The following is a 22,739-nucleotide window of genomic DNA, read 5'->3' as shown; positions in this document are numbered from 1 at the left end:
AATGCAAAATTATGAAAACAGATTATCAAAAGAACAAAAGCCACATTGCTTTGGCTGCCTTTGCTATTATTCTTTCTTTTTGTACGATGACGAACGTCTTTCCGCAAGCTAAGATTCCTTTGATCAAAGCTTCATCTGAGAAAGTCGGTATTACAGATGGCGCCTATTGCCATGTTGACTGGAAATTAGATCCCAAGGCAGATCCCGACGTCTATTTCGTAAATATTCCAACAAAAGAAAGTACAGTTGTTTTTAAAACAGATCAGGAAGAATTGACTGTGATGACTAAACCCGGCGCGATGTATGATTTCATAGTACTATTGAATGGAACGGATTCTTGTCACGTTCGTATAAGCGCTCAATTACCGCCGGATCTACCCACAATGGATAATAGTAATTTATTTCCGATGCGGATACCGTTTCGTCTTATTGGCTCACGGATTTTCCTGAATGGTACAATTAACAAAAAAGACATTACGATACAGTTTGATTTAGGAGCCGGAACTGGTGTTGTCAACAAAAATAGCCCAAAGCGGTTGGATTTATCATTTTCATCGTTTACGACGGTTGCGAATACCGATGGGGTCAAGAGCGAGCGGACAAGCCTGGGCAATCAATTGCGTGTTGGGCCGATTGTTTGGAAAAACGTGTCAATTACAGAGGTCGGTAATATGAAGCCTTTTGAAGATCTTATTATTGGCAACAGTTTCTTTCGAAATCACATTATTGAAATCGATTATGACAAAATGGAATTGGTAATTCATCGCGATCTCCCCACTAAAGCAAAGAAATATACAAAGCTTCCTGTATACTATGAGCAAAACCGACCCAAGTTTAAAGCTGCTTTTAGACATAACCAACGAGACTACGATTTTTGGTTCCTTTTTGATACAGGTCGTGATGGTACGATGCTGTTAGGGGAAGATTTTACCGGTATAGGCCATAATTGGAATGATCTATCGCCGCTTACCATGATCAGTAATCGAAAAATTATTCGTTTGGATGCTTCAATAGCTGGCGTGGAGTTTAAAGATATTGTGACGAATGCCGCTGATCCACTCAAACCGAATGGCAGACCAAGCCTGTTCGGAAACCAGATTCTTAACCATTTTAATGTCATTTTGGATAATCAGGAAGGATTTCTTTACCTGAAACCAAACAGCAGGATCAAGGAACCTTATTCAAACTATGAGGGGTATTTAAAACAGATGTCTCAGTCAATGCAGAAAAATTAAAGTGAGCAGCCAATGCCGTTTGTTCAGGGAGCAAATGACATTGGCTACTTATGGCAAGTATGTATCTAACGAATAAAATCGGTCCATTTCTGTTCGGATTTTCCCGAGGCAATTACAGTTTCTAGAAACTTCATGCCACGCAGACCATCAGCTACAGTTGGAAAATCAGTATCTTCTTCTCGCGGCTTTATACCTTGCATTGATGCCAATAGTGTGGCTGCAAAATTTCTATAAATATTGGCAAATGCTTCGATATATCCTTCGGGGTGACCGGCCGGTAGACGAATGTTATGTTTGGCGATTGGTGAAAGGTACTGCTGACCTGCACGAAATAGCTGGATTGGCGCATCGAGCTGTTTAAAGATGAGTGTATTTGCATCCTGCTGGTTCCATTCCAATCCCCCAAGTTCACCATATACTCTAATTTTTAACGCATTTTCTTCTCCTGCAGCAACTTGGGATGCCGATAGTACGCCGGTGGCTCCATTCTCAAATCCAAGTAATATGTTGCCGTCATCTTCAAGCTTTCTTCCGGTCACAAATGTTTGAAGATCGGCACACATTTTAGTGATTTTTAAACCGGAGATATATTCCGCTAGGTGGGCAGCATGTGTCCCAATATCGCCCATACAACCACTTTTTCCGCTCTTTTCAGGATCTGTGCGCCAGAAGGCCAGAGAAGGACTATTTTCGATCATCTTACTTAGCCATCCCTGCGGATACTCGACCATAATTTTTCTAATCGAACCTAATTGGCCCTCTTTGACAAGATGACGGGCTTGTTTCACCATCGGATAGGCAGAGTAGGTGTATGTGACACAGAGTATTAGTCCAGTTTCCGCTACTTTTTGTTGGAGCAATTCGGCCTGTTCTGTTGTCAGAGTCATCGGCTTTTCAAGCACGACATGGAAGCCATGTTCCAGCGCCATCATTGCTGGTTCGAAATGAGCAAAATTGGGCGTGACGATACTCACAAAGTTCATGCGATCATCCGCCGGACGTTTACTTTCCTCGACAATCATTTCCCGATAACTTCCATAGCTCCTTTCCTCTGGAAGCCCTAAAAGCGCAGCGGATTCTTTTGCGACAAGTGGATCAGCACTCAGTGCTCCGCAACATAATTCAATCTGACCGTCAATTCCAGCAGCCATGCGATGTACAGCCCCTATAAATGCATTTTTTCCACCGCCGATCATGCCCATTTTTAGTTTTGTATTGCGCATAAAGTTGATTTTTTAATGAGGATATCTTTCGTAATTACAAACCCAATAGTTTGCGGTTAAGGCTATCATTGGTTTCGACGGCAGCAAAATTATCGAATGCCTTATCAGTAACACGGATAATATAGTCTTTAATATGCAGCGCGCCCTCCCGTGCACCATCTTCAGCATTTTTGAATGCACATTCCCATTCCAGTACTGCCCAGCCTTGATAATCATATTGTGTGAGTTTGGTAAATATGGATTTGAAATCCACTTGTCCATCACCGATTGATCTAAAACGACCGGCTCTTGACTGCCAGCTCTGGAAGCCACCATAGACGCCCTGACGACCAGAAGGATTGAATTCAGCATCTTTAACATGGAACATTTTAATTCGTTCATGGTAAATGTCGATGAATTGAAGATAGTCAAGACATTGAAGGACAAAATGGGAGGGATCATAGAGAATGTTTGCCCGCTTGTGATAATTTACATTTTCGAGAAATAAGTCAAAAGTAGCACCGTCATGGAGATCTTCTCCAGGGTGTAATTCATAGCATAGGTCGACATCATACAGGTCACATTCATCAAGAATGGGTAACCATAATTTTGCAAGCTCAGCAAAACCTGTTTCGATCAATTTAGCGGGTCTTTGTGGCCAAGGGTATATAAATGGCCATAGAAAAGCTCCACTAAAGGTCGCCAGCGCTTTAAGCCCGAGATTGTGGGAAGCTCGTACGGCATATTTTAATTGCTGGATCGCCCACTGTTGTCGTGCTTGAGGATTACCATGTAAATGCTGTGGTGCAAAGGCATCAAATAGATCATCGAAACTTGGATTTACAGCCACTAATTGCCCTTGGAGATGGGTTGAAAGTTCGGTAATTTCCAATCCGAAAGACTGTACTTTCGCTTTTAGATCAAGTGCATAGCTTTTATCGAGCGCTGCTTTTTCTAGATCGATAAAACGGGCATCCAAGGTGGGCAGTTGTATACCCTTATAGCCAAGTGCTGCAGCCCACTGGCAGATAGAGTCCAAGGAGTTAAATGGCGCTTCATCACCGATAAACTGCGCGAGGAAGATGGCAGGGCCTTTAATTGTTGTCATATGTATTGCGTTTAGAAAAAGACTACGTTATGTACAAAACAGATCAATATTCCAATACGTTTAAAGAAATGGCTGCGTCTGTCGTTTATACTATTATAATTTGGTTATCCAAGCTACCTGCTTGTTTAATACAATATTACAAAAATTTGCAACCGGTTGCAATAAAATCAAAAAAAAACCTTAAACTTGTCTAGACGATCCATTCTTACGCTTTCCAAATAATATAAGAATGCCTCGTCTAAACAAGATAAAGCTGTCAGGCACCTGTGTGGCGCTTGATTGTGAAGTAGACTTAATAACCCAATAAACCAATTATAAATAAATGGCAAATAATGTTTATGATGCAATTGTCATCGGGTCTGGGATCACAGGTGGCTGGGCAGCCAAGGAGCTAACAGAGCGTGGGCTTAAAACCATTATGTTAGAAAGAGGACGCAATATTGAGCATATCAAAGATTACCCATCACCCAATAAAGATCCATGGGATTTTCCGCATCGGGGCCGGGTGCCATTGGATCGCGCCCAGCACTACCTACCTTTTGGAATTAAAAATCAATGGATGAATGAAGGGAACATCGACTTTTGGACTAATGAGACAGAAAGTCCGTATAAGGAGATTAAACCCTTTAATTGGTTCCGGGGCTATCACGTTGGCGGGCGTTCGCTTATGTGGGGGCGGCAGAGTTATCGTTGGTCGGATGTTGATTTTGAAGCAAATAGCAGAGACGGACATGGCATTGACTGGCCCGTACGTTATAAAGATATTGCACCTTGGTATAGTCACGTTGAAAAATTTGCCGGTATTTCGGGTAATAAAGATGGTATAGCCGTGCTGCCTGATGGCGAATTTATGCCACCCATGGACATGAATATTGTGGAGAAAGACCTTGCTGCGCGCTTAAAATCGCATTATCAGGGAAAACGACATTTTATAATTGGCCGGGTAGCCAACATAACAGTGCCCCACCATGGCCGTGTTAACTGCCAATACCAAAATAAATGTTGGTTGGGTTGCAATTTCGGCGCTTACTTTAGCACACAATCTGCAACATTGCCCGCAGCAGTGAAGACAGGAAACCTTACCTTACGGCCATTTTCAATTGTAAAGAGTATTATTTACGATCGTGATACCCAGAAAGCTAAAGGAGTAGAAATTGTTGATGCGGAGACGAATCAAACCTACGAGTATTTTGCTAAAATCGTCTTTGTATGTGCTTCAACGTTAAATTCCACCTGGGTCTTAATGAATTCCGCTACTGATGTATGGGAGGGTGGTCTTGGAAGCAGTAGTGGCGAACTGGGACATAACCTGATGGATCACATGTTAAATAGTGGGGCTGGGGGAAGAGTAGACGGATTTGAGGATAAATATATTTTTGGTCGACGGGCCAATGGATTATATGTGCCCCGATTTGCCAATATTGCCGGCGATACCAAGAAGAGAGATTACGTACGTGGTTTTGGGTATCAAGGCGGGGCTTCGAGGGGACAATGGTCGGGTAAGGTCGATAATAAGAGCGTGGGCGGCGCTTGGAAAGATGCTATCGCCGAGCCGGGCAGCTGGGGAGTGGGTTTCAGCGCGTTTGGTGAAATACTCCCATATCACGAAAATAAAGTCCTATTGGATTCATCGGTAAAAGATAAATGGGGACTTCCCGTATTGGCAATAGACGCAGAGATTAAGGATAACGAGCGGAAAATAAGGGTTGATGCAAGCAATGAAATGAAGGAAATGTTAGAATCTATCGGTGTCAAAGATGTAACAACCTACGACAACGGGTTTAGTATGGGACAGGGAATTCATGAAATGGGAACAGCGCGCATGGGGAATGATCCGAAAACATCGGTATTAAACAAGTTTAACCAAGTATGGGATGCTAAAAATGTTTTTGTGACAGACGGGGCCTTTATGACTTCTTCTTCCTGTGTGAATCCATCGCTTACCTATATGGCATTTACTGCAAGGGCAGTAGATTTTGCTGTAAATGAATTAAAAAAAGGGAATCTTTAATTATTTTATGATGTAATAGTTATGAATAGACGAGAAGCAATACAACGTGTAGCCATGCTCATGGGCGGAACAGTTATTGGCGCTCCCTTATTTTTGGAAGGATGCCAAAGGTCTGCTTCGAAAGATATAGAAATGCTTTTTGATCCAAAATCAATCGATTTTTTTGGCGATCTCGCTGAGGCCATTCTTCCCAAGACCACTACTCCGGGAGCGAAAGAAGCTGGTGTAGGTTCTGAGATTCCCGTTCTGGTGCGAGACTGCTATAAACCTGAAGAACAGCAGGTCTTTCTGACCGGAACAGCTGGAATTGACGAACGTGCCAAGAAAGAATTTGGACGTAATTTTCAGCAACTTGAAAAGAAAGACCAAACGGCCTTTGTCGATATTTTGGACAAGGAAGCGCAGGATTATGATGAAAAGAAATCCGCTAACGATCTGCCTCATTTTTTCACCCTGTTTAAACAGCTTACTCTCCTTACATTTTTTAGCTCAAAATTGGGAGCGACGGAAGTATTCCGTTATGTGAAAATCCCTGGGAAATATGATGGCGATTTCCCTTATCAAAAGGGTGATCATGCCTGGGCAACCTAGCTAATAAATCGTATAAATTTGATATTGACCCCTTGTCCTTAATTGGCAGCGGGGTCAATTAAAGAGGTGGTCAAGCCTATGAACTTTAACAGATTTTTGCTATCGAAAAGTAGGGTGGTAAAATGTGTTCCTGTTTTCATCGTCAGTCTGGTACCGCCCGGAAACGAGCTTCCCGCATCAAGTTTTTGCTTTTTGACATCGTGTTGGCTGAATTTTGAAAGAGCCTCTTTGACTGTTGTTTTATTGATTGCCAGATCAAAAGGCAATCCTTCGACAATCAAAAACTTGTCTTCTGGTATATCAAAAAATAGTTCATTGACGGATTTATCAGCCCCATAATTGCTATAAAGTTCTAAACCGAATTTTGTGATCCATTTTGCATACTTTTCTTCGTTGGCATCTTCATAGAATTCTGTTTTCACATTCAATGTAGCGGCAATTTTATCCACTGTCTGTGGAAATACAAATTCACTGTTTTTATTTAACAATGATTTTAAGTCGGCTTTATTTTGCGCGAAAGTCGTTGCAGCAAAAAGGAAAAGACCTATATTTAATGTAAGTGCTTTTATCTTCATCGTATCCTTGTTATATGTTTGGCAATTGTTTTTATCCGTAAGATTAAAATTAATCAAATGCATAAAATTATACAATAGTGCTTTATACGTGTTTATTAATCAGTACTGCATGATGAACGTAAGATTGTTGTAGTTGTTGGACCTATCTATCGCGATGAAATTAGTTGATAAAATGTCGTTATGCCGAAAACAATTTGAAGTATTGGACAGTTACAATTTAAATTGTACTTTCATAGCGTTTTTAATAAAGGAAGATATTTACTTTTTATGATCACAACCAAGTATTTCAACTATCGACAAATATTTAATTTAGCGGGCGCACATTTAATATGGCTGACGCTTTGGTGTTCTTTGGTGGCGGTCATTTATTATTTTTTCAATTGGCAGTGGATGATAATTCCGTGGGTGCCATTGGCATTAATCGGAACGGCCGAATCTTTTTACGTTGGTTTTAAAAATAATCAAGCCTATGACAGGCTTTGGGAAGCCCGAAAAATCTGGGGTGGAATTGTCAATTCAAGTCGTTCGTTCACGGCTATGTTATATGCTTTTGATACCCAAGACGGTGATCATACCGATTTGGAGGAACGGAGGAAAAGAATCGCTTATCGTCACATTGCCTGGCTCTATACTTTTCGTGAGCAGTTGTTGGTCCCGACAGAGTGGGAGCATATCAGCATGAAAAAACATTTTGGTTCAATGAATGTGAAACGGAACAGGTTGATAAAGGCTGGCTTTCCAGATTATAGTAGAACTTCGATTTTTTTGCGTAAATATCTTTCTGCGGAGGAGTTTAAGTTGCAGAGCGAATATAAAAATTTTGCGACTTATTTGATTTCTAAACAAGCAAAAGAAGTGAATGCGTTGAAAAATGATCAGATTATTTCGGATTTTAACCAAACGCAACTGCAGAATTGCCTGAATCAATTTTACGATTATCAAGGACAGGCAGAAAGGATCAAAAAATTTCCATCACCTAGGCAGTTTGCCAGTACAGCCTTTGTCTTCAATGTTATTTTAATCATTCTACTTCCTTTGGGCCTCGTGAATGAATTTGCGAAATTAGGGGACTGGGGTATCTGGACCAGTATTCCTTTTTGCGTTGTCATAGGATGGATTTATATTGTAATGGAATTGGTCGGCGATTATACCGAAAATCCTTTTGGAGGTCTGATGTTTGATGTACCGATGCTTTCCATTTGTAGGACCATTGAAATTGATTTATTGCAGATGGTGGGAGATGAGGATCTTCCGGAAGCTATTGCATCGAAAAACGGTGTGTTGGTTTAGAACTTCTTACAGATCTATTACCAATGTATTTTTTACCTCAGCGATCATAAAGGAACTATGGGTGCTTGCAATATGCTGTAAGCTAGTTAGTTTTGTTAACATAAAGCTGCGATAGTCTGCCATGTCCTTGACACAAATCTTGAGGATATAATCGTAGTCGCCACTCACGTGAAAACACTCGGTTACCTCTTGAAGGTTCATGACCTCTTTTTCAAACTGTAAGATATACTCCTTTTTGTGCTGTGTTAATTTTACGTGGCATAATACGAGGAAATCTTTTGCTATCTTCTTTTTATCAAGTATGGCGACATAGCCTGCGATAATTCCCGTATTTTCGAGCTTGCGGACTCTCTCATAGACTGCTGTCACCGACAAGCTTAGCTTGTAGGACAGTTCTTTGGTCGTTTGTTTCGCATCTTCTTGGAGAAAACGCAATAACTTAAGGTCAATTTCGTCGAAGTGCATAGATTATTTTTTTGTATTTGTTATCAGTTTTTAAAGTATTCAGATGTTTTAACTAATTATCGTTGATATAATAGATTTATATTCTAATATAAGTAAAATCACTTGTAATATAATCTAAAATATCTCAATTTTAAAGATAAAAATATGGATAATTTTAACGCTGCAAATGAAATTCAAGATTTGCAATACTTTGGTGAGTTTGGAGGTGTGAATCCATCAATTTCAGACAGTTCTACCTATACCTTTCTTTCCGCTAAAAAAATGTTCGACACATTTGAAGGGAACGCAGAGGGTTGTTATCTCTATTCAAGACATTCGTCGCCAATGAATTTGTATTTGGCGCAAGCTTTAGCAAAAATGGAGAATACCGCTGCGGCCAATGTAACATCTTCGGGTATGGGAGCGATCACAACAGTTCTTTTACAGTTATGTAAAAGCGGCGACCATATCATTTCCAGTAGGACGATCTACGGTGGAACTTATGCCTTTCTCAAAAATTTTCTCCCACCTTTCCAGATTGAGACAACATTTTTGGATATTAATGATGCCCACGAAATCGAAAGATCGATAAGACCTAATACAAAGGTGCTGTATTGCGAAAGCGTGAGCAACCCTTTATTGCATGTGGCGGACTTAAGAAAACTTTCAGCCATCTGTAAAAAATACAAGCTAAAACTGATTGTCGACAATACGTTTTCTCCGTTGTCTATATCGCCAATACTTTTGGGAGCAGACCTTGTCATCCATAGTCTAACGAAATTTATTAATGGCAGTAGCGATACAGTAGGTGGGGTTTATTGCGGAAGTCAGGAGTTTATTAATGAAACGAAAAATGTGAACACTGGGTCCTGTATGTTATTGGGACCAACGATGGACAGCTTACGTTCGGCGAGTATATTGAAGAATTTAAGAACACTTCATATACGGATGAGACAACATAGCTATAATGCGATGTATCTTGCCGAACGGTTTGAGAAAGATGGACTAAAGGTATCTTATCCGGGCTTACATTCGCATCGAGATCATGAATTAATGAAAAGCATGATGCATAAGACCTATGGTTTTGGAGGCTTAATGACTGTTGATGTGGAAACCACTGAAAAAGCCAATGAATTAATGGAACTGATGCAGGCTGAAAATTTAGGGTATTTAGCCGTCAGCCTAGGATTCTATAAGACACTATTCTCCTGTTCAGGTAGTTCTACGTCATCAGAAATTCCTGAAGAAGAGCGCTTAAAGATGGGTATTTCCGATGGATTGATCAGGTTTTCCATTGGCCTAGATCAAGACATTGAGCGCACTTATCAAAAAATGAGAGCATGCATGCAAAAGATTGGGATTCTACAATAATGCGGATAATCGCCATTAGTTGAATAAAAAGTTCACGACAACAGAAAGGATCCGTAAACTGTTTCGACATTTTCTACAAAAATAGTTTACGGATGTTCTTGTGCAATGCTGGTTCGCTGATCCTGAGAAATTCATGAATTAGGTCCTCACTTGTGGGCGGTCGATGTGGAAAGGCATAGTGCCGTAAAAAAGTCCTCAAGGCAGTATTTATTTTTTGTTCACCTATCAATTCATGTAATTGATACATGGCTAAAAGGCCTTTATAATAGGCAACATTTGTATTTCCAGGGGATACTCTCATTAAAGCTTCGTCTGCACTGTTTGCTTTTCCAATGTCATAAAGATCTTGATACATTTTGACCATTTTCTTTACTCCTTCGGGACCATGTTTGTGTTTATAACACATTAATTCAGTATACATAGCGAGCGTTTCTGTTAGCATTGTAGCGCCTTCTCTCCGGTCATCGGGGTCAATTTGACTGTTACCCCACCATTGGTGCGATAACTCATGGCCGGCAAGTTCATTAATGACGTCTCTTGTTTTTTCGCGACGTAGATCTGAATGAAAGGTCATGTTCTCATTCATAAAAATCATACCGGGATAAGCCGTCGCGTTAAATCCACTAACAAATCCAGATATTTCGACGAAACGTATGCTTTTAAATGGATATTTTCCAAAGTTGTTTTGACAATAGGCTAAAGTTCGCTTTGCGTCGTTTATAAGTTGTTTAACATTCTCCGCGTGTTTGCTGTCATAATATACCTCGATGGATATGTTGTCGTAAGAGGATTTTTCAACCATATATACAGCTGATGATATTCCGAAACGGAAGGGAATTGGTCCTGTTGATTTATAGTGAAAAAAGTTTCGATTTCCTTTTTGCCATTTTCTGATAAATTCTCCAGTCGCGATACAGGTTTGGTCACTGTCACTCGAAATAATTGTTTCAAGGTCTACATATCCATAGTCGTAGGGAAGAGCATCAGGCTGTTCTAACTTTTTTAAAGCGCTTGCTTTTCCCAGCGCTCGCTTTTTACGCTCAAGTGGGTCTTCTATTTCATTTTGGTGCTGATAACCAAATATGGGGTAATAGCGACTGATACGCATAAAAGAACCATTAGCTAAGATGGCATTCATGGGATCGTGACGGTTGAACGGTGTCCATTTGTATTTTATCGTAAATTCCATTGTAATAGAATCTCCAGGCATGAAGGGGCTTGTTAGTTTAAACCGGTGGTGACCATAGGTGCTGTCGTTAGCTTTTTGTACAGCGCGGTCTATGTTGACATGTGCTAATTCCATAGCAGGATCCGTGTAAAGTAATAGGCTATCCAGCGGAGCGGCTGATTTATTGACTAGCTTATATCGGCCACTAATGATATATTCATTTGACGTCGGATAAAGATCTATTTCGGTTTTGACCGAGACGATCGTTGGCTGGGGAATATGCTGATAGTGTCTGTATTTCTGTTCATAATGTTGCATCCAATCGATTTCCGCTGCTGAATTGCCGACTTGAGTTCGCTGATAGATGAAATGGCCTGAAATCAACAAGACAGCAACCATTAACACAGCGAAGACCTTTAACCTTGAATGCGATTTTAAGTTTACTGAAAAAGATCTTGCCTTTTGCCGGGTGAGCGTTGTGCCAATAGCGATAAGGGCCGAAAAGGAAGTCCAGTAGATCATTTTAGAGCCAAATGCATGCAGATAGGCGCCAAACCCATTCATGTCGCCGCTATAGTTTAAGGGAGATTTTGCAAAACGGAAAAGTGGATGCTCTATGCCAAGCATGGTACCAATAAAGGAATTGGTCAATGCAAAAAACAAGACTGTCAAAAGTAATGCTGGATATTTTAGTCCCACAATAGTCTGTATACTGATAATAACTGAAGCATACAGTAGAGATGGGACGCCAAGGATATAAAAAAGACTTAGATATAGATTCCATTCAATTTTTGGATATTGGAATATAAGTTGAAGAACCATGCATTGCAGAATGCTTATTGTAATAAGTAATAATGCAATACAGCACAACGAGATCCACTTGGCCAGCATGACAACTGTTACTTGTACTGGAGTGCTGTCTTCGAGTACATATATCCGCGTACTTCGAGATCTCCAGACTGTTTCCATGCCATAAAAAGATAGGACGGAAAGTAAAAAAAGAGGAAAGCTATTGATGATGTTCCGAACCATTAATCCCGTGCTGGCATAGCGTTGTGGTAGGCGCATTCCTGCATCGATGTTACTGTATATTTCCATACCTAGAAAAAACAACCATAGCGCAATGACAACGACAAAGGGTAAACCTTTTAGTAGGGCTCGAAGGTCAATCTTTAGGAAGCTATAAAGCGTATGCCAATCATAAAGCCAACCTTTTTCGGATATGCTTATTTGTCCCCTAGGAAGGATTGGCTGGTTTCCAGCCTTTTGCAGCGGCGGTTTTATATTCTTTTTTGTCGTGCAATGAAAACGTGCTCGACGGATCGCAAGTAACGTCAATGCAGATGAAAATACAAGTAGACCAATCCGGTTTATCAAAAAATTTCCTTTGAGCTGGAGCAATGTCGAGTTTTTCAAAGCTGGGCTCCATGACTGACATTGTTCAAAGAAAGCAGCCAGACCAAAAGGGTCGACTATGGCCATCCGGCTCATGGTCTCGGAGGAAACGGGGGATGCGTTGGCAAATAATGGCGAATTCGAAAATAAAGAGACAGCGAAGTATAGGATATAAATGAAAACTCCCGAAAGAAAAACAAGCATTTTACTACGGCTGGTCCAAGCAATTGCACTAACAGTTGCGGTGCAGAAAAAAATATTTGGAAGGACGAGTAGTATATAGGGCTGTAGGTAGTTGAGCATACGGAATGACATAAATTTCTCATGTTCATCTCCTTGTGAAGCATGACCGAGCATCAGCCCAAGGATAAAGAATAGAAATGTAAGGGCCGTGATCAGAAACACCAGCACAAAACGACTCAGTTGAAAAATATTTTTATTGACCGGGGTTGTATACAGGAGCGATGAAAATCGTGCATCTATTTCACGTAAAAATATTTGTGATGAACAAATAACGATGGTAAAGATATTCAATAGCGATACTAATCCTATGGTGTAAGTTAACACAAAGGGAGAATTGGCGTAAACACCGGCAAATGAAAAAGAAGCTATGACGCTAACCCAATAACCAAATGCTAAAAAACAGAATAATAGTGCCAGGAACCATTTTTTTGGAAAGTAAAAGTTGACTTCCAGTAGAAAGTAGTCGATAAACATGGCTATACAATTTGAGATAAATGTGTGAAATAGACATCTTCAAGATCAGGTTTAATTTGCTCAAAACCATTCCCTGGGCTTTTTGTGGCATAAATATGGACGTCTAGACGCCCCCCGTGTAATTGGGCTGATAAGGTGTGAAAATTTTCGTTAAAATAACGTAATTCATTTTTGTCAATCGTTTTTGCCCAAATACGGCCTTCCAACGATTTTAAAAAGTCGTTGGGTGCGCCATTGACCATCAAACTTCCGTTGTTGATAATAGCCATTTGAGCACAGAGGCTTCGCACATCTTCCACTAGATGTGTTGAAAGGATCACTATCATCTGTTCCCCGATTTCACTAAGTAGATTGTTGAAACGATTGCGCTCTTGCGGATCGAGGCCCGCTGTGGGTTCGTCTACAATGATAATTTGTGGCGAACCCAACATCGCCTGCGCAATACCAAAACGTTGCCGCATTCCTCCCGAAAAATTGTGAACTTCTTTGTCACGAAATTCGTAAAGATTTACACGTGCGAGCAAATCTAATATATGTTCTTTTCGTCCTTCTTTTTTAATTCCTTTAAGTACGGCAAGGTGATGCATGAGTTGATAAGCCGATAGGTGCGGATATACTCCAAAATCTTGGGGTAGGTAACCGAGCTGTTTCTTTATAAAAGAGGGCTCATTTAAAATATTGACATCATTCAATACAACGGAACCGGTATCTGCCTGTTCTAAACCAGCAATGATTTTCATTAATGTCGATTTTCCAGCTCCATTCGGACCAAGCAGCCCAAACATGCCCTGACCGATATGTAATGAAAGCTCCGTAATTGCTTTCACCCCGTTAGGATACGTTTTCGAAAGATTCTGTATTTTTAACTGGTTCATAACTGACTTGTCTTTACGCCCACATCACAATCTGGGTCCTTTTAATGTTTGATATCATGGTTTTATGCGCTAATCAGGTACGAATTCCAATATATCACCTGGTTGACACTCCAATACAGTGCATATCGCTTGTAGCGTTTCGAAACGTATTCCTTTTGCCTTTCCCGTTTTTAATACCGAAAGATTACCTTGTGTAATGCCGATTTGTTCTGCAAGTTCTTTGCTTTGCATTTTTCGTTTGGCCAGCATTACATCTATATTTACAACAATAGCCATATACTAGATATATAAATCTTGTTCATCCTGTAAATGGAGGCCTTGCCGGAAGATTTCCGCGAGGAAAAAAACAAAAATGCCCAAAATGAAATGTACAGCAATGAGTATGGCAATTCCCCCTTCGACTGTAACAAATACTGCGGCAATAGCCGTGCAGACGATTGGCAGTAACAGATTTAACCTGTAATACCGTTTGAGTATAAGCAGGTGAAATTTGGTAAATAGCTTCCTTCGGGTAAACAATTTAAATATTTGCGCAGACAAGAGAAAAAAGATGGTATAGAATGACAGGGGTAGTATGAATGAAAATACTTTGTACGATACGTTATTATCCACATTCATCAAGGGCGTTATGGTAAACGGATAGTTGATATGAAGAAACATTCCATTGCCATAGGATGCTGTGTTCCAGCCTGTCAGCAGGCATATCAACGCATACAGGGTTATGATTAAATATAAGCTCCCTAAAAGTGAAGTTATATAGAATAAGACTCTGCCGATTATTTTTGTCCGGTTCATCATGTAAAATTTGGTTTGATACTGTAAATATATAAATAATTACCGTTGCACGGTAATTATTTGTTAAAATAAAGTATTTCTGGAGAAATGATAGGATGCTCAAACACTTACATTCACTTTGGCGCCTCCGAGAATGTGGAGGCTAGTGCGACATATTGACAGGAATTTAGACCGATCGTACAACCCTTATATCGATCCCTGCCAACAGCGATGCGATTGTCACATAGACATCACTATTTAAGAGGATAAGGGCTGTAAAAGTTAAAAATTATCTTTTGGCATATCATTAGTGATTTAAAATCAATACTTTAATCACTATGGCAAAGAGACTCTTACTGATAATATTCCTATTCGTTTTGGGGGATATCTATTTTTTTCAGGCGTTTAGTACGGTTATTCATGGTTCAATTTGGCACAACATGTATTGGGGGATTGATATTCTGCTGTTTTTGGGTGTTTTTACTTTAATTTTTTTACGGAGAACGGGTTATGATGTCCAGCAGACCGCCACAAGTCTGATCACAGCATTTTTAATTGTATTCATCCCAAAATTGCTTGCAGTGCCCTTTTTATTTGTTGAAGATCTTATGCGTATTTTTAGTTCCTTTCCTCCACGAAGTCTATTTTTGAGTGAAATTGTATTGTTTTTGGCGGGAGCCATGCTGTTGGTTATTTTTTTCGGTTTAACGAAAGGTCGTTATTTTTATAAAGTGCGTGAGGAAGTCTTGAGTTTTCCTGATCTACCTGCGGCGTTTGACGGTTTTAAAATTACACAGCTGTCGGATATTCATTCAGGGAGTTTATCTGATATCAAAAGAGTACGCAAAGGTATCGAATTGGTCAATGCACAAAACAGTGATCTGTTACTGTTTACGGGCGATCTAGTCAATAATAAGGCTTCCGAAATGGAACCCTGGGTTTCAGACTTCAACCGATTAGAAGCTCCTTCGGGAAAGTTTTCTGTCCTTGGGAATCACGACTATGGGGACTATGTGCAATGGGAAAGTATGGAATCAAAAGCCTTAAATTTGAATAGGCTCAAGGAAATTCATCATGAAATGGGGTTTAAATTGTTGCTAAACGAATCGATAGCTATAGAAAAGCAAGGTGAGCGTATCTCGTTAATTGGTGTTGAAAATTGGGGAAAAGGAGGGTTTCATCAATATGGCGATTTGGCTAAGGCAACTCTTGGATTAGACAAAGATACGTTTAAAATTTTAATGTCTCATGATCCTTCACATTGGGATCATGTTACTTTGGACTATGATCAACATGTCCATTTAACGCTGGCTGGTCATACACATGGTATGCAGTTTGGGATAGAACTATTTGGGTTAAAATGGAGTCCAATTCAATATTTTTATAAACAGTGGGCTGGACTTTATCAAAAACAGGGAAAATATCTTTATGTCAACCGTGGTTTTGGTTTTCACGGCCTAAAAGGGCGGATAGGTGTTTGGCCCGAAATTACAGTTATCACATTACGGAAAAGCGTTACCTGATATTTTGGTATGAGATACAACGCTAATCTATAAATCGATAAGGTTCATTTCTAGTCGATAAGGTTCATTTCCTTTAATTGGTGAAACATACACTGATCTGCAGCATGGTGAGATCCTTACTGAAATTTTATTTAAATTTGACCATTTAATGGAAGATGAACCTTGATATTTATAATGTTAGTATCTTAACAATTTCATTGAAGCCTCTTTGTTGTGCGTGTTGCAACGGGCTTTTACCATCGAAGTCCGGAATATCTAATTTTGCTCCGGCATCTTTTAGAATCTGAACGATTTCCTGATATTTTTTGCTTCCGTCACCGAGTATAACTCCTTCCATCAAAGCGGTCCATCCTAAGCGATTGACATGATCTAATGGGAAATTTTTAGTATTGGCCAATAATCTTACCGTTTCTACATGTCCACGTTCACATGCCGGTATTAAAGCTGTGCCATTATATCGATTAAATAAATCAAAGCGAGCGCCGTGATCTAAGAAAAGCTGGACGAGTTCAACTTGCCCACTTGCTCCCGCGTATAAAAATGGGCTATCCATATTATCAGCCTGAATGTTGACATCGGCGCCATATTCTACCAATAATTTGGCCATTTCAAGAGCTCCATTGTTTGTAGCGATAAGTAGAAGCGTACGTTTGTTCGCATCTTTGCTGTTTACGTTGGCCTTCTTTTCTAGTGCTTTTCTTACTCCCTGCAGGTCATTTTTAATGACCAATTGAATAATATCTTCCTGGGACGAATTTTCAGTATAGGAGTTTTCTGTTAATGCCGATTGGCACGAACTTGTTATGCTCATCATGATCAGGAGTATTAAAGTTGTTTTCATCATTCTTTTATGCTGTAATTTTCAATAAACTGTCGAATAAGTTTGACGTCTAATACAAAAATAGGAGATAGGGCTGTTTTTACAATGTGGTTTTCATTCCATCTGTTGGACAATTTATTACAAGCGTGGATCTTAAATGTCGCTATTATTGGTCAAACACAGGCTGAAAGTGTACTCGTGTAGCTCCTGCTCACATACAATGTTAAGTCAAAGTTTGCGTTGTGATAAATTGTTCAAGCTTCGAGATGTATTCTGCAAAACATCCAGAAAAATCATCGCGACCTTTGTTTTGGTCAAACTAAGTCATAAAAGCGGAAAAAATAATACCGTTTCTATTGTCTAGTAAATTTTAGAAAAAAAGAATATGATCAAAAGAAATATGAAAGCTAAAACATATATTTTAAAAAACGTACGGCTTGAGACAGGATTCGAGTTTGATGGAGAGGAAGTAATAAGCACAAATACCGCTTTATGCTGTGTAGAAGTTGAAGCGGGTAAGATCAAAGGAATCAAACCAAATACCCCAAATGCCAATGGAATCGATGCAAAAGGACATTTGATGTTGCCGGCCTTTAAGGATATGCATGCCCATTTGGATAAAATGTTGTTTGGTTTGCCATGGGAAGCAGTATCTCCCACGCGGCATACCGTAAAAGATATGATCGCGTATGAGCAAAAGATGATTCCTGAATGGTTAAGCACATCGGTCGAAAGAACGGGCAAAATGCTGAATTTTCTGCAGGCATACGGAACTGATTTTATTCGTTCGCATTTCAATGTTGATCCAACATCTGGACTAAGATCGCTAACAAATTTAGAAAAGGCGCTTGCATCAAAAAAAGACACGGTAGACGCGGAGCTGGTTGCTTTTCCACAGCATGGCCTCTATTATACGGATACCTTACCCATTTTGAAGGATGTTGCAAAACTGGATGCTGTTAGTTTCATCGGTGGAGTGGATCCGTACTCTTTGGACGGAAGTATTGAAAAAAGTATGGAGCAGATTACCCGGTTGGCGCTTGATAACGATAAGGGAGTTGACATACATCTCCATGAAATGGGAGAAAGTGGTCTAAAGACAATCGACTTTTTGATCGACCGAACATTGGAAAACCCCCAATTAAAAGGAAAAGCTTTTGTTAGCCACGCTTTTGCACTTAGTCGACTGGCAAATGTCGAAGTTGAAAAAATTGCGGCGCGTCTTGCCGAGGCGGGCGTGGGAATCGTCTCCTCCGTGCCTTTTGGCAATATGATTATGCCTATTCCGACACTTCGAAAATATGGTGTGGAAGTTTTGATTGGAAATGACAATATTCAAGATCACTGGAATACCTTTGGTTCGGGAAACATGCTCCAGAAAGCGAATCTAATTGCTGAGCTGTATGGCTATGGAACAGAATTCGGCTTATCCAGAACACTCGCTTTCGCCACACGTTACAAATTGCCTTTGGATAATAATGGAAATCAACAATGGCCGAAAGTGGGCGATGAAGCAAGCATGGTTTTTGTTGAAGCAAGTTGTTCTGCTGAAGCAGTTTCTCGGATTTCACCGGTGACTTCATTGATCCACAAAGGCAATATTGTGTTCTAAAGGACGCCACTATCGGATAATAATTGCGCTCCGAATGCTAACTGCCTTCGGGATTCCAGCAATGTGTCGTTTCCTAAATGCCCAACCAATTGTACGTTGTTGCGTGGAGAAATGTTGAAATTAAGAGAACAATTTTGTTGAAGAGCCGGTTATTCTCATAACTGGCTTTTCACGTCCAAGGCCTTGCTGTAGAACAGATGTTTTTAAGGAGTGGTCATTTGTAATTGAGGCGAGAATAATTTATGTTGGATAAAAAATAATTTATACGATGGAATTTTCACCATTTAATGAAGTTGTCAAACTTTGTCTAAAAGGAATACAACTGGAAGAAAGCGGTAGAGCGGAGGAATCACTGTCATTTTTTATGCAAGGTTATCGGGAGGCAAGTGATGACCACGAAAAGTTTTTTGCAGCTTATTTTGTATCGCGGCAACAGAAATCGCTGTCGGATAGTCTGAAATGGCTACACATAGCCTTAGAGCATGCATTGGTAATCAACGATGACCGGACGACTAGTGCATTGCCCGGATTGTATTTGAAGATTTGCGCCTGTTACACAGGGTTAGGAGAAGAAGCAATGGCAAGTGAGTATGCTCGGCTGGCCTCTTCTTATAAAAATATTCCCTTTGATAAGGGACCTTTTTATCATGGGACAAAAGCAGATGCACAAATCGGCGATTTATTGGTTCCAGGCTTCAATTCCAACTATCAAGCCGACTTAAAAATGAACCACATTTACTTTACAGCCTTGATGAATGGGGCTGGACTTGCAGCGGCACTCGCAAAAGGTGAGCGTAGCGAGCGCGTATTTATTGTTGAACCTACCGGTGATTATGAGCATGATCCCAACCTGACGGATCAGAAATTCCCCGGAAATCCGACACGTTCCTATCGATCTGAATTTCCATTAAAAATTATTGGTGAAGTTGCTGATTGGGCAAAACCCGGCACTCAGGAACTTGAAAAATTTCGTGATAAACTAGACGAGAGTGGCGGCGACATTATCAATTAAGAAATCACGAGCGCCTGCTCCGGCAATCGGAGTTATGTCTTACTGATAACAATCTTGCTGATAACTTCGAAGGCTGAAATTCGATAATCGTCATCAAAAAATAAACCATTGATATAACGTTGGATCGGATAGAACAGATCGGCTGGCGTATCGCCGAAAAAAGTTTTAAAATCGTTCGGAATAGAATACAGGTCATTGTATTGCCCTTTGCCCAAACTGATGCCGCCGATCTTTTTTAAATAACCGGTTATCTTATGTTTGTATCTATTGGAAAATGCTTCTTCCGTTTCTATGAAATAATCTTCAATATAAAAATTACGGATATCCTGAAGACTAAGGACGCTGTTTGGAGCAGGTTTGATACGTCTTGAATAGGATACATCAACCAAAATACAGCTGGCTTTACGGGCTTGGGTGAGATCGATAAAGTAGCCTTCATCGACCATAAGATGTTTACTGTCTTTATATACGCCGAGAAGCATTTCATTGATCTCGCGATCCGAATAATCTGCTATGTTAGAAGATCTTCCCAACTTTTCAAATGCGAGGCCACTGTCACTCCAATTTTTTCTAATTCTATTAAGCTCGTGCTGTTGAAAAGTTTTTATTTTCTCCATATATAATTTGTCTAACCTTACTTTTGGGAGTTTAAAGATAATTTTAAAACTTTACTTTCGTCAATCTTATCGGTTGCTAAGTGCAATTTGAATCAAATCTAATTTAACAGAGTCTTTGTTTGCTGCTGTAGAAATGTGCGGACGCGCTATGTTGAGGAGGGATAAATACCTGCACCTAAGGTTCTCTATATAGGCATGCGTACATTAAACCAGCTAGACGTATTGATAATAGACCGTGTTGGGATCACGTCATAATCAATCCGGATGACCGGCAATAGTTGGGGAAAGCAAAACGATGACCGAAGTCAACAGTCCCTACAGGGGAGTTTTCTATTCAAACCATTTCGATTAAATCATATCGATTCTTGGTACGATGAGGCAATGAAGGAAGAGCCATCTGTATTAACAAATGGCTCCAGTAGTTTTTATTTTACAGCCTTAAGTAGGATATCTAAGGTGAATTCATCATCGATAGCGCGATTGCCTAAGTCGGAGAAAAAGCTTGCTGAACGATACTGTATATCAAAGTCCAGTCGATTTACTTTGACTCCAATAGCTTCAGCGGAAAGCCCATCTGCAGTTGTAGTGACTTTTGCTGGAAAGGAGATCGATTTTGTTTTATTCTTGATTGTCAGATTGCCTGTTATGATTGGGTTGCCTTTGCTATTGTCAACCTTACTGATGACAAATTTACTGTTGGGATAGGTAGGCACATTGAAGAAATCTTCATTTTTTAGATGTCCGGTCAATTTAGGTGCATCTGTACAAGCCATGGAATTCATATCTATGGTAAAACCACCGCCGGTAATTTTCCCTTTTTCTGTCTGTACCGTGCCTTCTTGTATATTGATTGTTCCCACATGACCACCAACAACCTTTTTAGCATTCCATTTGATCGTCGAGTTTTGGGTGTTCACTTTGTAGCTTATCTTTTGGGCGAAGGCCATTGATGTTAAGCAAATAATTGCTAGTGTTAGACTGGTTCTTTTCATTGAAATGATTTATATGAACTCAAATATACATGGTCTTGTGCGGATATTTCTATGTTTAAACTTGTTTTTTGTTTGCGGAGTGTCAATATTCTATTTGTCTTGCTCTATTCGTCATCAATACCCGCTAACTTAGTACAATGTAAATAGGGGATCGGAGATATCTTCGCATCCAAATTGTGGTCTATAAAAAAAATAATATGATTAAGTCGAAAGGTTATGCGGCGAAAGATAGTAATTCTCCACTTGAGTACTGGGAGTTTGAAAGGAGAGAGCTTGGTGCAAACGATGTTTTAATCGATATCCTGTACAGCGGGATCTGTCACTCCGATATTCATCAAGTACATGACGAGTGGGGTGGTACACAATACCCAATTGTTCCCGGGCACGAAATTGTCGGTCGGATAAGTGCCGTTGGTAGTGGAGTGACTAAGTTCAAAAAAGGAGACCTGGCAGGTGTCGGTTGTATGGTGGCTTCCTGTGGCGAATGCGATAACTGCAAGTCAGACCAACAACAGTTCTGTTCAGAAAAGAAGACCGTCTGGACTTACAACAGCAAGGATGTGATGCATGATCACAGCTATACTTTTGGTGGTTACAGCAATAATATTGTTGCGGATGCGGACTTTGTGCTGCATGTGCCGGAATCGTTGGATATTAAAAAGGTGGCACCGCTACTCTGTGCTGGAATCACCACCTATTCGCCATTAAAAAGATGGAATATTAGCAAAGGGCATAAAGTTGGTGTGTTGGGCTTAGGTGGATTGGGACATATGGCTGTTAAAATTGCAGTAGCAATGGGAGCAGAAGTCACAATGATAAGCCATTCTCCACGTAAGAAGGAGGATGCTGCTCTACTTGGAGCACACAAGTTCTTAAACACGCATGAGGCAGATGAAATAAAGGAATTCTCATCGTATTTTGATTTTATTATTGATACCGTATCAGCACCGCATGATTATAACCTCTATCTTGCATTATTGAAAACAAAAGGAGTTTATATCTGCGTAGGAATCCCGGCAGCCCCCATGGAGATCAATGGACGTTCAATCATGGGTGGAAATAAGATCCTAACGGCTTCCAGCATTGGGGGAATACAAGAAACTCAAGATATGCTTGATTTTTGTGCTGAACATAATATTCTACCCGAAACAGAAATGATTGATATCGACTATGTAAATGAGGCTTATCAAAGGGTATTGGACAGTGATGTAAAATATCGTTTCGTAATCGACATGTCGTCTATTGAAAAGTAACGTTGTAAAAGGTCGGTTAAAGAACCGACCTGTTTTTTTAATCGCAATAAAATCTTTATGCGTTTTGACAATTAGATGTGAAGAATACTGATATGGCTCAAGATGAATACCGTAACTTTAGCTTGAGCTTTTCAGCTGGAAAGGCATAGCTATT

The 22,739-nt window shown here is 40.1% G+C and carries 20 protein-coding genes; 9 read left to right on the top strand and 11 right to left on the bottom strand.

The window, feature by feature from the left end; all coding sequences use genetic code 11:
- The first annotated feature begins 11 nt into the window (after positions 1–11).
- Positions 12–1,235: a retropepsin-like aspartic protease gene (locus AAH582_RS13685; RefSeq protein WP_343318032.1), complete on the top strand. Its 1,224-nt coding sequence runs from the start codon at positions 12–14 to the stop codon at positions 1,233–1,235.
- A gap of 65 nt (positions 1,236–1,300) precedes the next feature.
- On the opposite strand, the gene AAH582_RS13680 is transcribed toward AAH582_RS13685, so the two are convergent.
- Positions 1,301–2,458: a Gfo/Idh/MocA family protein gene (locus AAH582_RS13680; RefSeq protein WP_343318031.1), complete on the bottom strand. Its 1,158-nt coding sequence runs from the start codon at positions 2,456–2,458 to the stop codon at positions 1,301–1,303.
- 34 nt (positions 2,459–2,492) lie between these two features.
- On the bottom strand, positions 2,493–3,545 hold the full coding sequence (locus AAH582_RS13675; RefSeq protein ID WP_343318029.1) for a sugar phosphate isomerase/epimerase family protein: 1,053 nt from the start codon (positions 3,543–3,545) through the stop codon (positions 2,493–2,495).
- A gap of 322 nt (positions 3,546–3,867) precedes the next feature.
- Between AAH582_RS13675 and AAH582_RS13670 the strand changes: the two genes are divergently transcribed.
- Together AAH582_RS13670 and AAH582_RS13665 are read left to right on the top strand one after the other, a co-directional pair.
- Positions 3,868–5,556: a GMC oxidoreductase gene (locus tag AAH582_RS13670; RefSeq protein WP_046672844.1), complete on the top strand. Its 1,689-nt coding sequence runs from the start codon at positions 3,868–3,870 to the stop codon at positions 5,554–5,556.
- A gap of 21 nt (positions 5,557–5,577) precedes the next feature.
- Positions 5,578–6,147, top strand: coding sequence for a gluconate 2-dehydrogenase subunit 3 family protein (locus tag AAH582_RS13665; protein ID WP_343318027.1), 570 nt, complete (start codon positions 5,578–5,580; stop codon positions 6,145–6,147).
- A gap of 38 nt (positions 6,148–6,185) precedes the next feature.
- Here AAH582_RS13665 and AAH582_RS13660 read toward each other — a convergent pair whose 3' ends face one another.
- Positions 6,186–6,722 (bottom strand): hypothetical protein, encoded by a 537-nt coding sequence (locus AAH582_RS13660; protein ID WP_343318026.1) that lies wholly within the window; start codon positions 6,720–6,722, stop codon positions 6,186–6,188.
- 267 nt (positions 6,723–6,989) lie between these two features.
- Between AAH582_RS13660 and AAH582_RS13655 the strand changes: the two genes are divergently transcribed.
- The gene (locus tag AAH582_RS13655; RefSeq protein ID WP_046672841.1) at positions 6,990–8,012 is read left to right on the top strand and encodes a bestrophin family protein; all 1,023 of its coding nucleotides are present in this window, start codon (positions 6,990–6,992) and stop codon (positions 8,010–8,012) included.
- Positions 8,013–8,018: 6 nt separating this feature from the next.
- On the opposite strand, the gene AAH582_RS13650 is transcribed toward AAH582_RS13655, so the two are convergent.
- Positions 8,019–8,477 (bottom strand): Lrp/AsnC family transcriptional regulator, encoded by a 459-nt coding sequence (locus AAH582_RS13650; RefSeq protein ID WP_046672840.1) that lies wholly within the window; start codon positions 8,475–8,477, stop codon positions 8,019–8,021.
- A gap of 144 nt (positions 8,478–8,621) precedes the next feature.
- On the opposite strand from AAH582_RS13650, the gene AAH582_RS13645 reads away from it, so the two are divergent.
- Positions 8,622–9,827, top strand: a complete 1,206-nt coding sequence (locus AAH582_RS13645) for an aminotransferase class I/II-fold pyridoxal phosphate-dependent enzyme (RefSeq protein WP_343318025.1) — start codon at positions 8,622–8,624, stop codon at positions 9,825–9,827.
- 73 nt (positions 9,828–9,900) lie between these two features.
- Here the strand turns inward: AAH582_RS13645 and AAH582_RS13640 are convergent, their stop codons facing one another.
- From AAH582_RS13640 to AAH582_RS13625, 4 genes are all read right to left on the bottom strand, one after another.
- The gene (locus AAH582_RS13640) at positions 9,901–13,107 is read right to left on the bottom strand and encodes a M1 family aminopeptidase (protein ID WP_343318024.1); all 3,207 of its coding nucleotides are present in this window, start codon (positions 13,105–13,107) and stop codon (positions 9,901–9,903) included.
- A gap of 2 nt (positions 13,108–13,109) precedes the next feature.
- Positions 13,110–13,982 carry an ABC transporter ATP-binding protein gene (locus tag AAH582_RS13635; protein WP_046672838.1) on the bottom strand — a complete coding sequence of 291 codons (873 nt, stop codon included), beginning with the start codon at positions 13,980–13,982 and terminating at the stop codon, positions 13,110–13,112.
- A 69-nt stretch (positions 13,983–14,051) separates the two neighbouring features.
- The gene (locus AAH582_RS13630) at positions 14,052–14,258 is read right to left on the bottom strand and encodes a helix-turn-helix domain-containing protein (protein ID WP_046672837.1); all 207 of its coding nucleotides are present in this window, start codon (positions 14,256–14,258) and stop codon (positions 14,052–14,054) included.
- Positions 14,259–14,261: 3 nt separating this feature from the next.
- Positions 14,262–14,780, bottom strand: coding sequence for a DUF2975 domain-containing protein (locus AAH582_RS13625; RefSeq protein ID WP_197083990.1), 519 nt, complete (start codon positions 14,778–14,780; stop codon positions 14,262–14,264).
- Positions 14,781–15,094: 314 nt separating this feature from the next.
- Between AAH582_RS13625 and AAH582_RS13620 the strand changes: the two genes are divergently transcribed.
- The gene (locus tag AAH582_RS13620; protein WP_343318021.1) at positions 15,095–16,279 is read left to right on the top strand and encodes a metallophosphoesterase; all 1,185 of its coding nucleotides are present in this window, start codon (positions 15,095–15,097) and stop codon (positions 16,277–16,279) included.
- A gap of 169 nt (positions 16,280–16,448) precedes the next feature.
- Here the strand turns inward: AAH582_RS13620 and AAH582_RS13615 are convergent, their stop codons facing one another.
- A complete protein-coding gene (locus AAH582_RS13615; protein WP_343318020.1) occupies positions 16,449–17,123 on the bottom strand; it encodes an ankyrin repeat domain-containing protein in 675 nt (224 codons plus the stop codon).
- Between the two features lie 361 nt (positions 17,124–17,484).
- Here AAH582_RS13615 and AAH582_RS13610 point away from each other — a divergent pair, with 361 nt between their 5' ends.
- Together AAH582_RS13610 and arr are read left to right on the top strand one after the other, a co-directional pair.
- Positions 17,485–18,711: an amidohydrolase gene (locus AAH582_RS13610; RefSeq protein WP_197083989.1), complete on the top strand. Its 1,227-nt coding sequence runs from the start codon at positions 17,485–17,487 to the stop codon at positions 18,709–18,711.
- Positions 18,712–18,979: 268 nt separating this feature from the next.
- Positions 18,980–19,723: an NAD(+)--rifampin ADP-ribosyltransferase gene (gene arr, locus AAH582_RS13605; RefSeq protein WP_046672835.1), complete on the top strand. Its 744-nt coding sequence runs from the start codon at positions 18,980–18,982 to the stop codon at positions 19,721–19,723.
- Positions 19,724–19,755: 32 nt separating this feature from the next.
- Here arr and AAH582_RS13600 read toward each other — a convergent pair whose 3' ends face one another.
- Both AAH582_RS13600 and AAH582_RS13595 read right to left on the bottom strand, forming a co-directional pair.
- Positions 19,756–20,340, bottom strand: a complete 585-nt coding sequence (locus AAH582_RS13600; protein ID WP_046672834.1) for a hypothetical protein — start codon at positions 20,338–20,340, stop codon at positions 19,756–19,758.
- Between the two features lie 425 nt (positions 20,341–20,765).
- Positions 20,766–21,332, bottom strand: coding sequence for a YceI family protein (locus tag AAH582_RS13595; RefSeq protein ID WP_286752045.1), 567 nt, complete (start codon positions 21,330–21,332; stop codon positions 20,766–20,768).
- A 197-nt stretch (positions 21,333–21,529) separates the two neighbouring features.
- On the opposite strand from AAH582_RS13595, the gene AAH582_RS13590 reads away from it, so the two are divergent.
- Complete coding sequence (locus tag AAH582_RS13590; RefSeq protein WP_046672832.1) at positions 21,530–22,585, top strand: NAD(P)-dependent alcohol dehydrogenase; 1,056 nt, start codon at positions 21,530–21,532, stop codon at positions 22,583–22,585.
- Positions 22,586–22,739 lie beyond the last annotated feature (154 nt).

The organism is Sphingobacterium multivorum (assembly GCF_039511225.1).
Classification (GTDB): Bacteria; Bacteroidota; Bacteroidia; order Sphingobacteriales; family Sphingobacteriaceae; genus Sphingobacterium.
This window is presented reverse-complemented; position numbering and strand designations above follow the sequence as displayed.

What these genes read in the sequence shown, in the direction of transcription:
- AAH582_RS13615 (WP_343318020.1), bottom strand. Translation starts at nt 17,123, where the DNA reads ATGATGAAAACAACTTTAATACTCCTGATCATGATGAGCATAACAAGT.
- AAH582_RS13660 (WP_343318026.1), bottom strand. Translation starts at nt 6,722, where the DNA reads ATGAAGATAAAAGCACTTACATTAAATATAGGTCTTTTCCTTTTTGCT.
- AAH582_RS13600 (WP_046672834.1), bottom strand. Translation starts at nt 20,340, where the DNA reads ATGGAGAAAATAAAAACTTTTCAACAGCACGAGCTTAATAGAATTAGA.
- AAH582_RS13680 (WP_343318031.1), bottom strand. Translation starts at nt 2,458, where the DNA reads ATGCGCAATACAAAACTAAAAATGGGCATGATCGGCGGTGGAAAAAAT.
- AAH582_RS13620 (WP_343318021.1), top strand. Translation starts at nt 15,095, where the DNA reads ATGGCAAAGAGACTCTTACTGATAATATTCCTATTCGTTTTGGGGGAT.
- AAH582_RS13655 (WP_046672841.1), top strand. Translation starts at nt 6,990, where the DNA reads ATGATCACAACCAAGTATTTCAACTATCGACAAATATTTAATTTAGCG.
- arr (WP_046672835.1), top strand. Translation starts at nt 18,980, where the DNA reads ATGGAATTTTCACCATTTAATGAAGTTGTCAAACTTTGTCTAAAAGGA.
- AAH582_RS13610 (WP_197083989.1), top strand. Translation starts at nt 17,485, where the DNA reads ATGATCAAAAGAAATATGAAAGCTAAAACATATATTTTAAAAAACGTA.
- AAH582_RS13685 (WP_343318032.1), top strand. Translation starts at nt 12, where the DNA reads ATGAAAACAGATTATCAAAAGAACAAAAGCCACATTGCTTTGGCTGCC.
- AAH582_RS13595 (WP_286752045.1), bottom strand. Translation starts at nt 21,332, where the DNA reads ATGAAAAGAACCAGTCTAACACTAGCAATTATTTGCTTAACATCAATG.
- AAH582_RS13625 (WP_197083990.1), bottom strand. Translation starts at nt 14,780, where the DNA reads ATGATGAACCGGACAAAAATAATCGGCAGAGTCTTATTCTATATAACT.
- AAH582_RS13635 (WP_046672838.1), bottom strand. Translation starts at nt 13,982, where the DNA reads ATGAACCAGTTAAAAATACAGAATCTTTCGAAAACGTATCCTAACGGG.
- AAH582_RS13645 (WP_343318025.1), top strand. Translation starts at nt 8,622, where the DNA reads ATGGATAATTTTAACGCTGCAAATGAAATTCAAGATTTGCAATACTTT.
- AAH582_RS13665 (WP_343318027.1), top strand. Translation starts at nt 5,578, where the DNA reads ATGAATAGACGAGAAGCAATACAACGTGTAGCCATGCTCATGGGCGGA.
- AAH582_RS13630 (WP_046672837.1), bottom strand. Translation starts at nt 14,258, where the DNA reads ATGGCTATTGTTGTAAATATAGATGTAATGCTGGCCAAACGAAAAATG.
- AAH582_RS13675 (WP_343318029.1), bottom strand. Translation starts at nt 3,545, where the DNA reads ATGACAACAATTAAAGGCCCTGCCATCTTCCTCGCGCAGTTTATCGGT.
- AAH582_RS13590 (WP_046672832.1), top strand. Translation starts at nt 21,530, where the DNA reads ATGATTAAGTCGAAAGGTTATGCGGCGAAAGATAGTAATTCTCCACTT.
- AAH582_RS13650 (WP_046672840.1), bottom strand. Translation starts at nt 8,477, where the DNA reads ATGCACTTCGACGAAATTGACCTTAAGTTATTGCGTTTTCTCCAAGAA.
- AAH582_RS13670 (WP_046672844.1), top strand. Translation starts at nt 3,868, where the DNA reads ATGGCAAATAATGTTTATGATGCAATTGTCATCGGGTCTGGGATCACA.
- AAH582_RS13640 (WP_343318024.1), bottom strand. Translation starts at nt 13,107, where the DNA reads ATGTTTATCGACTACTTTCTACTGGAAGTCAACTTTTACTTTCCAAAA.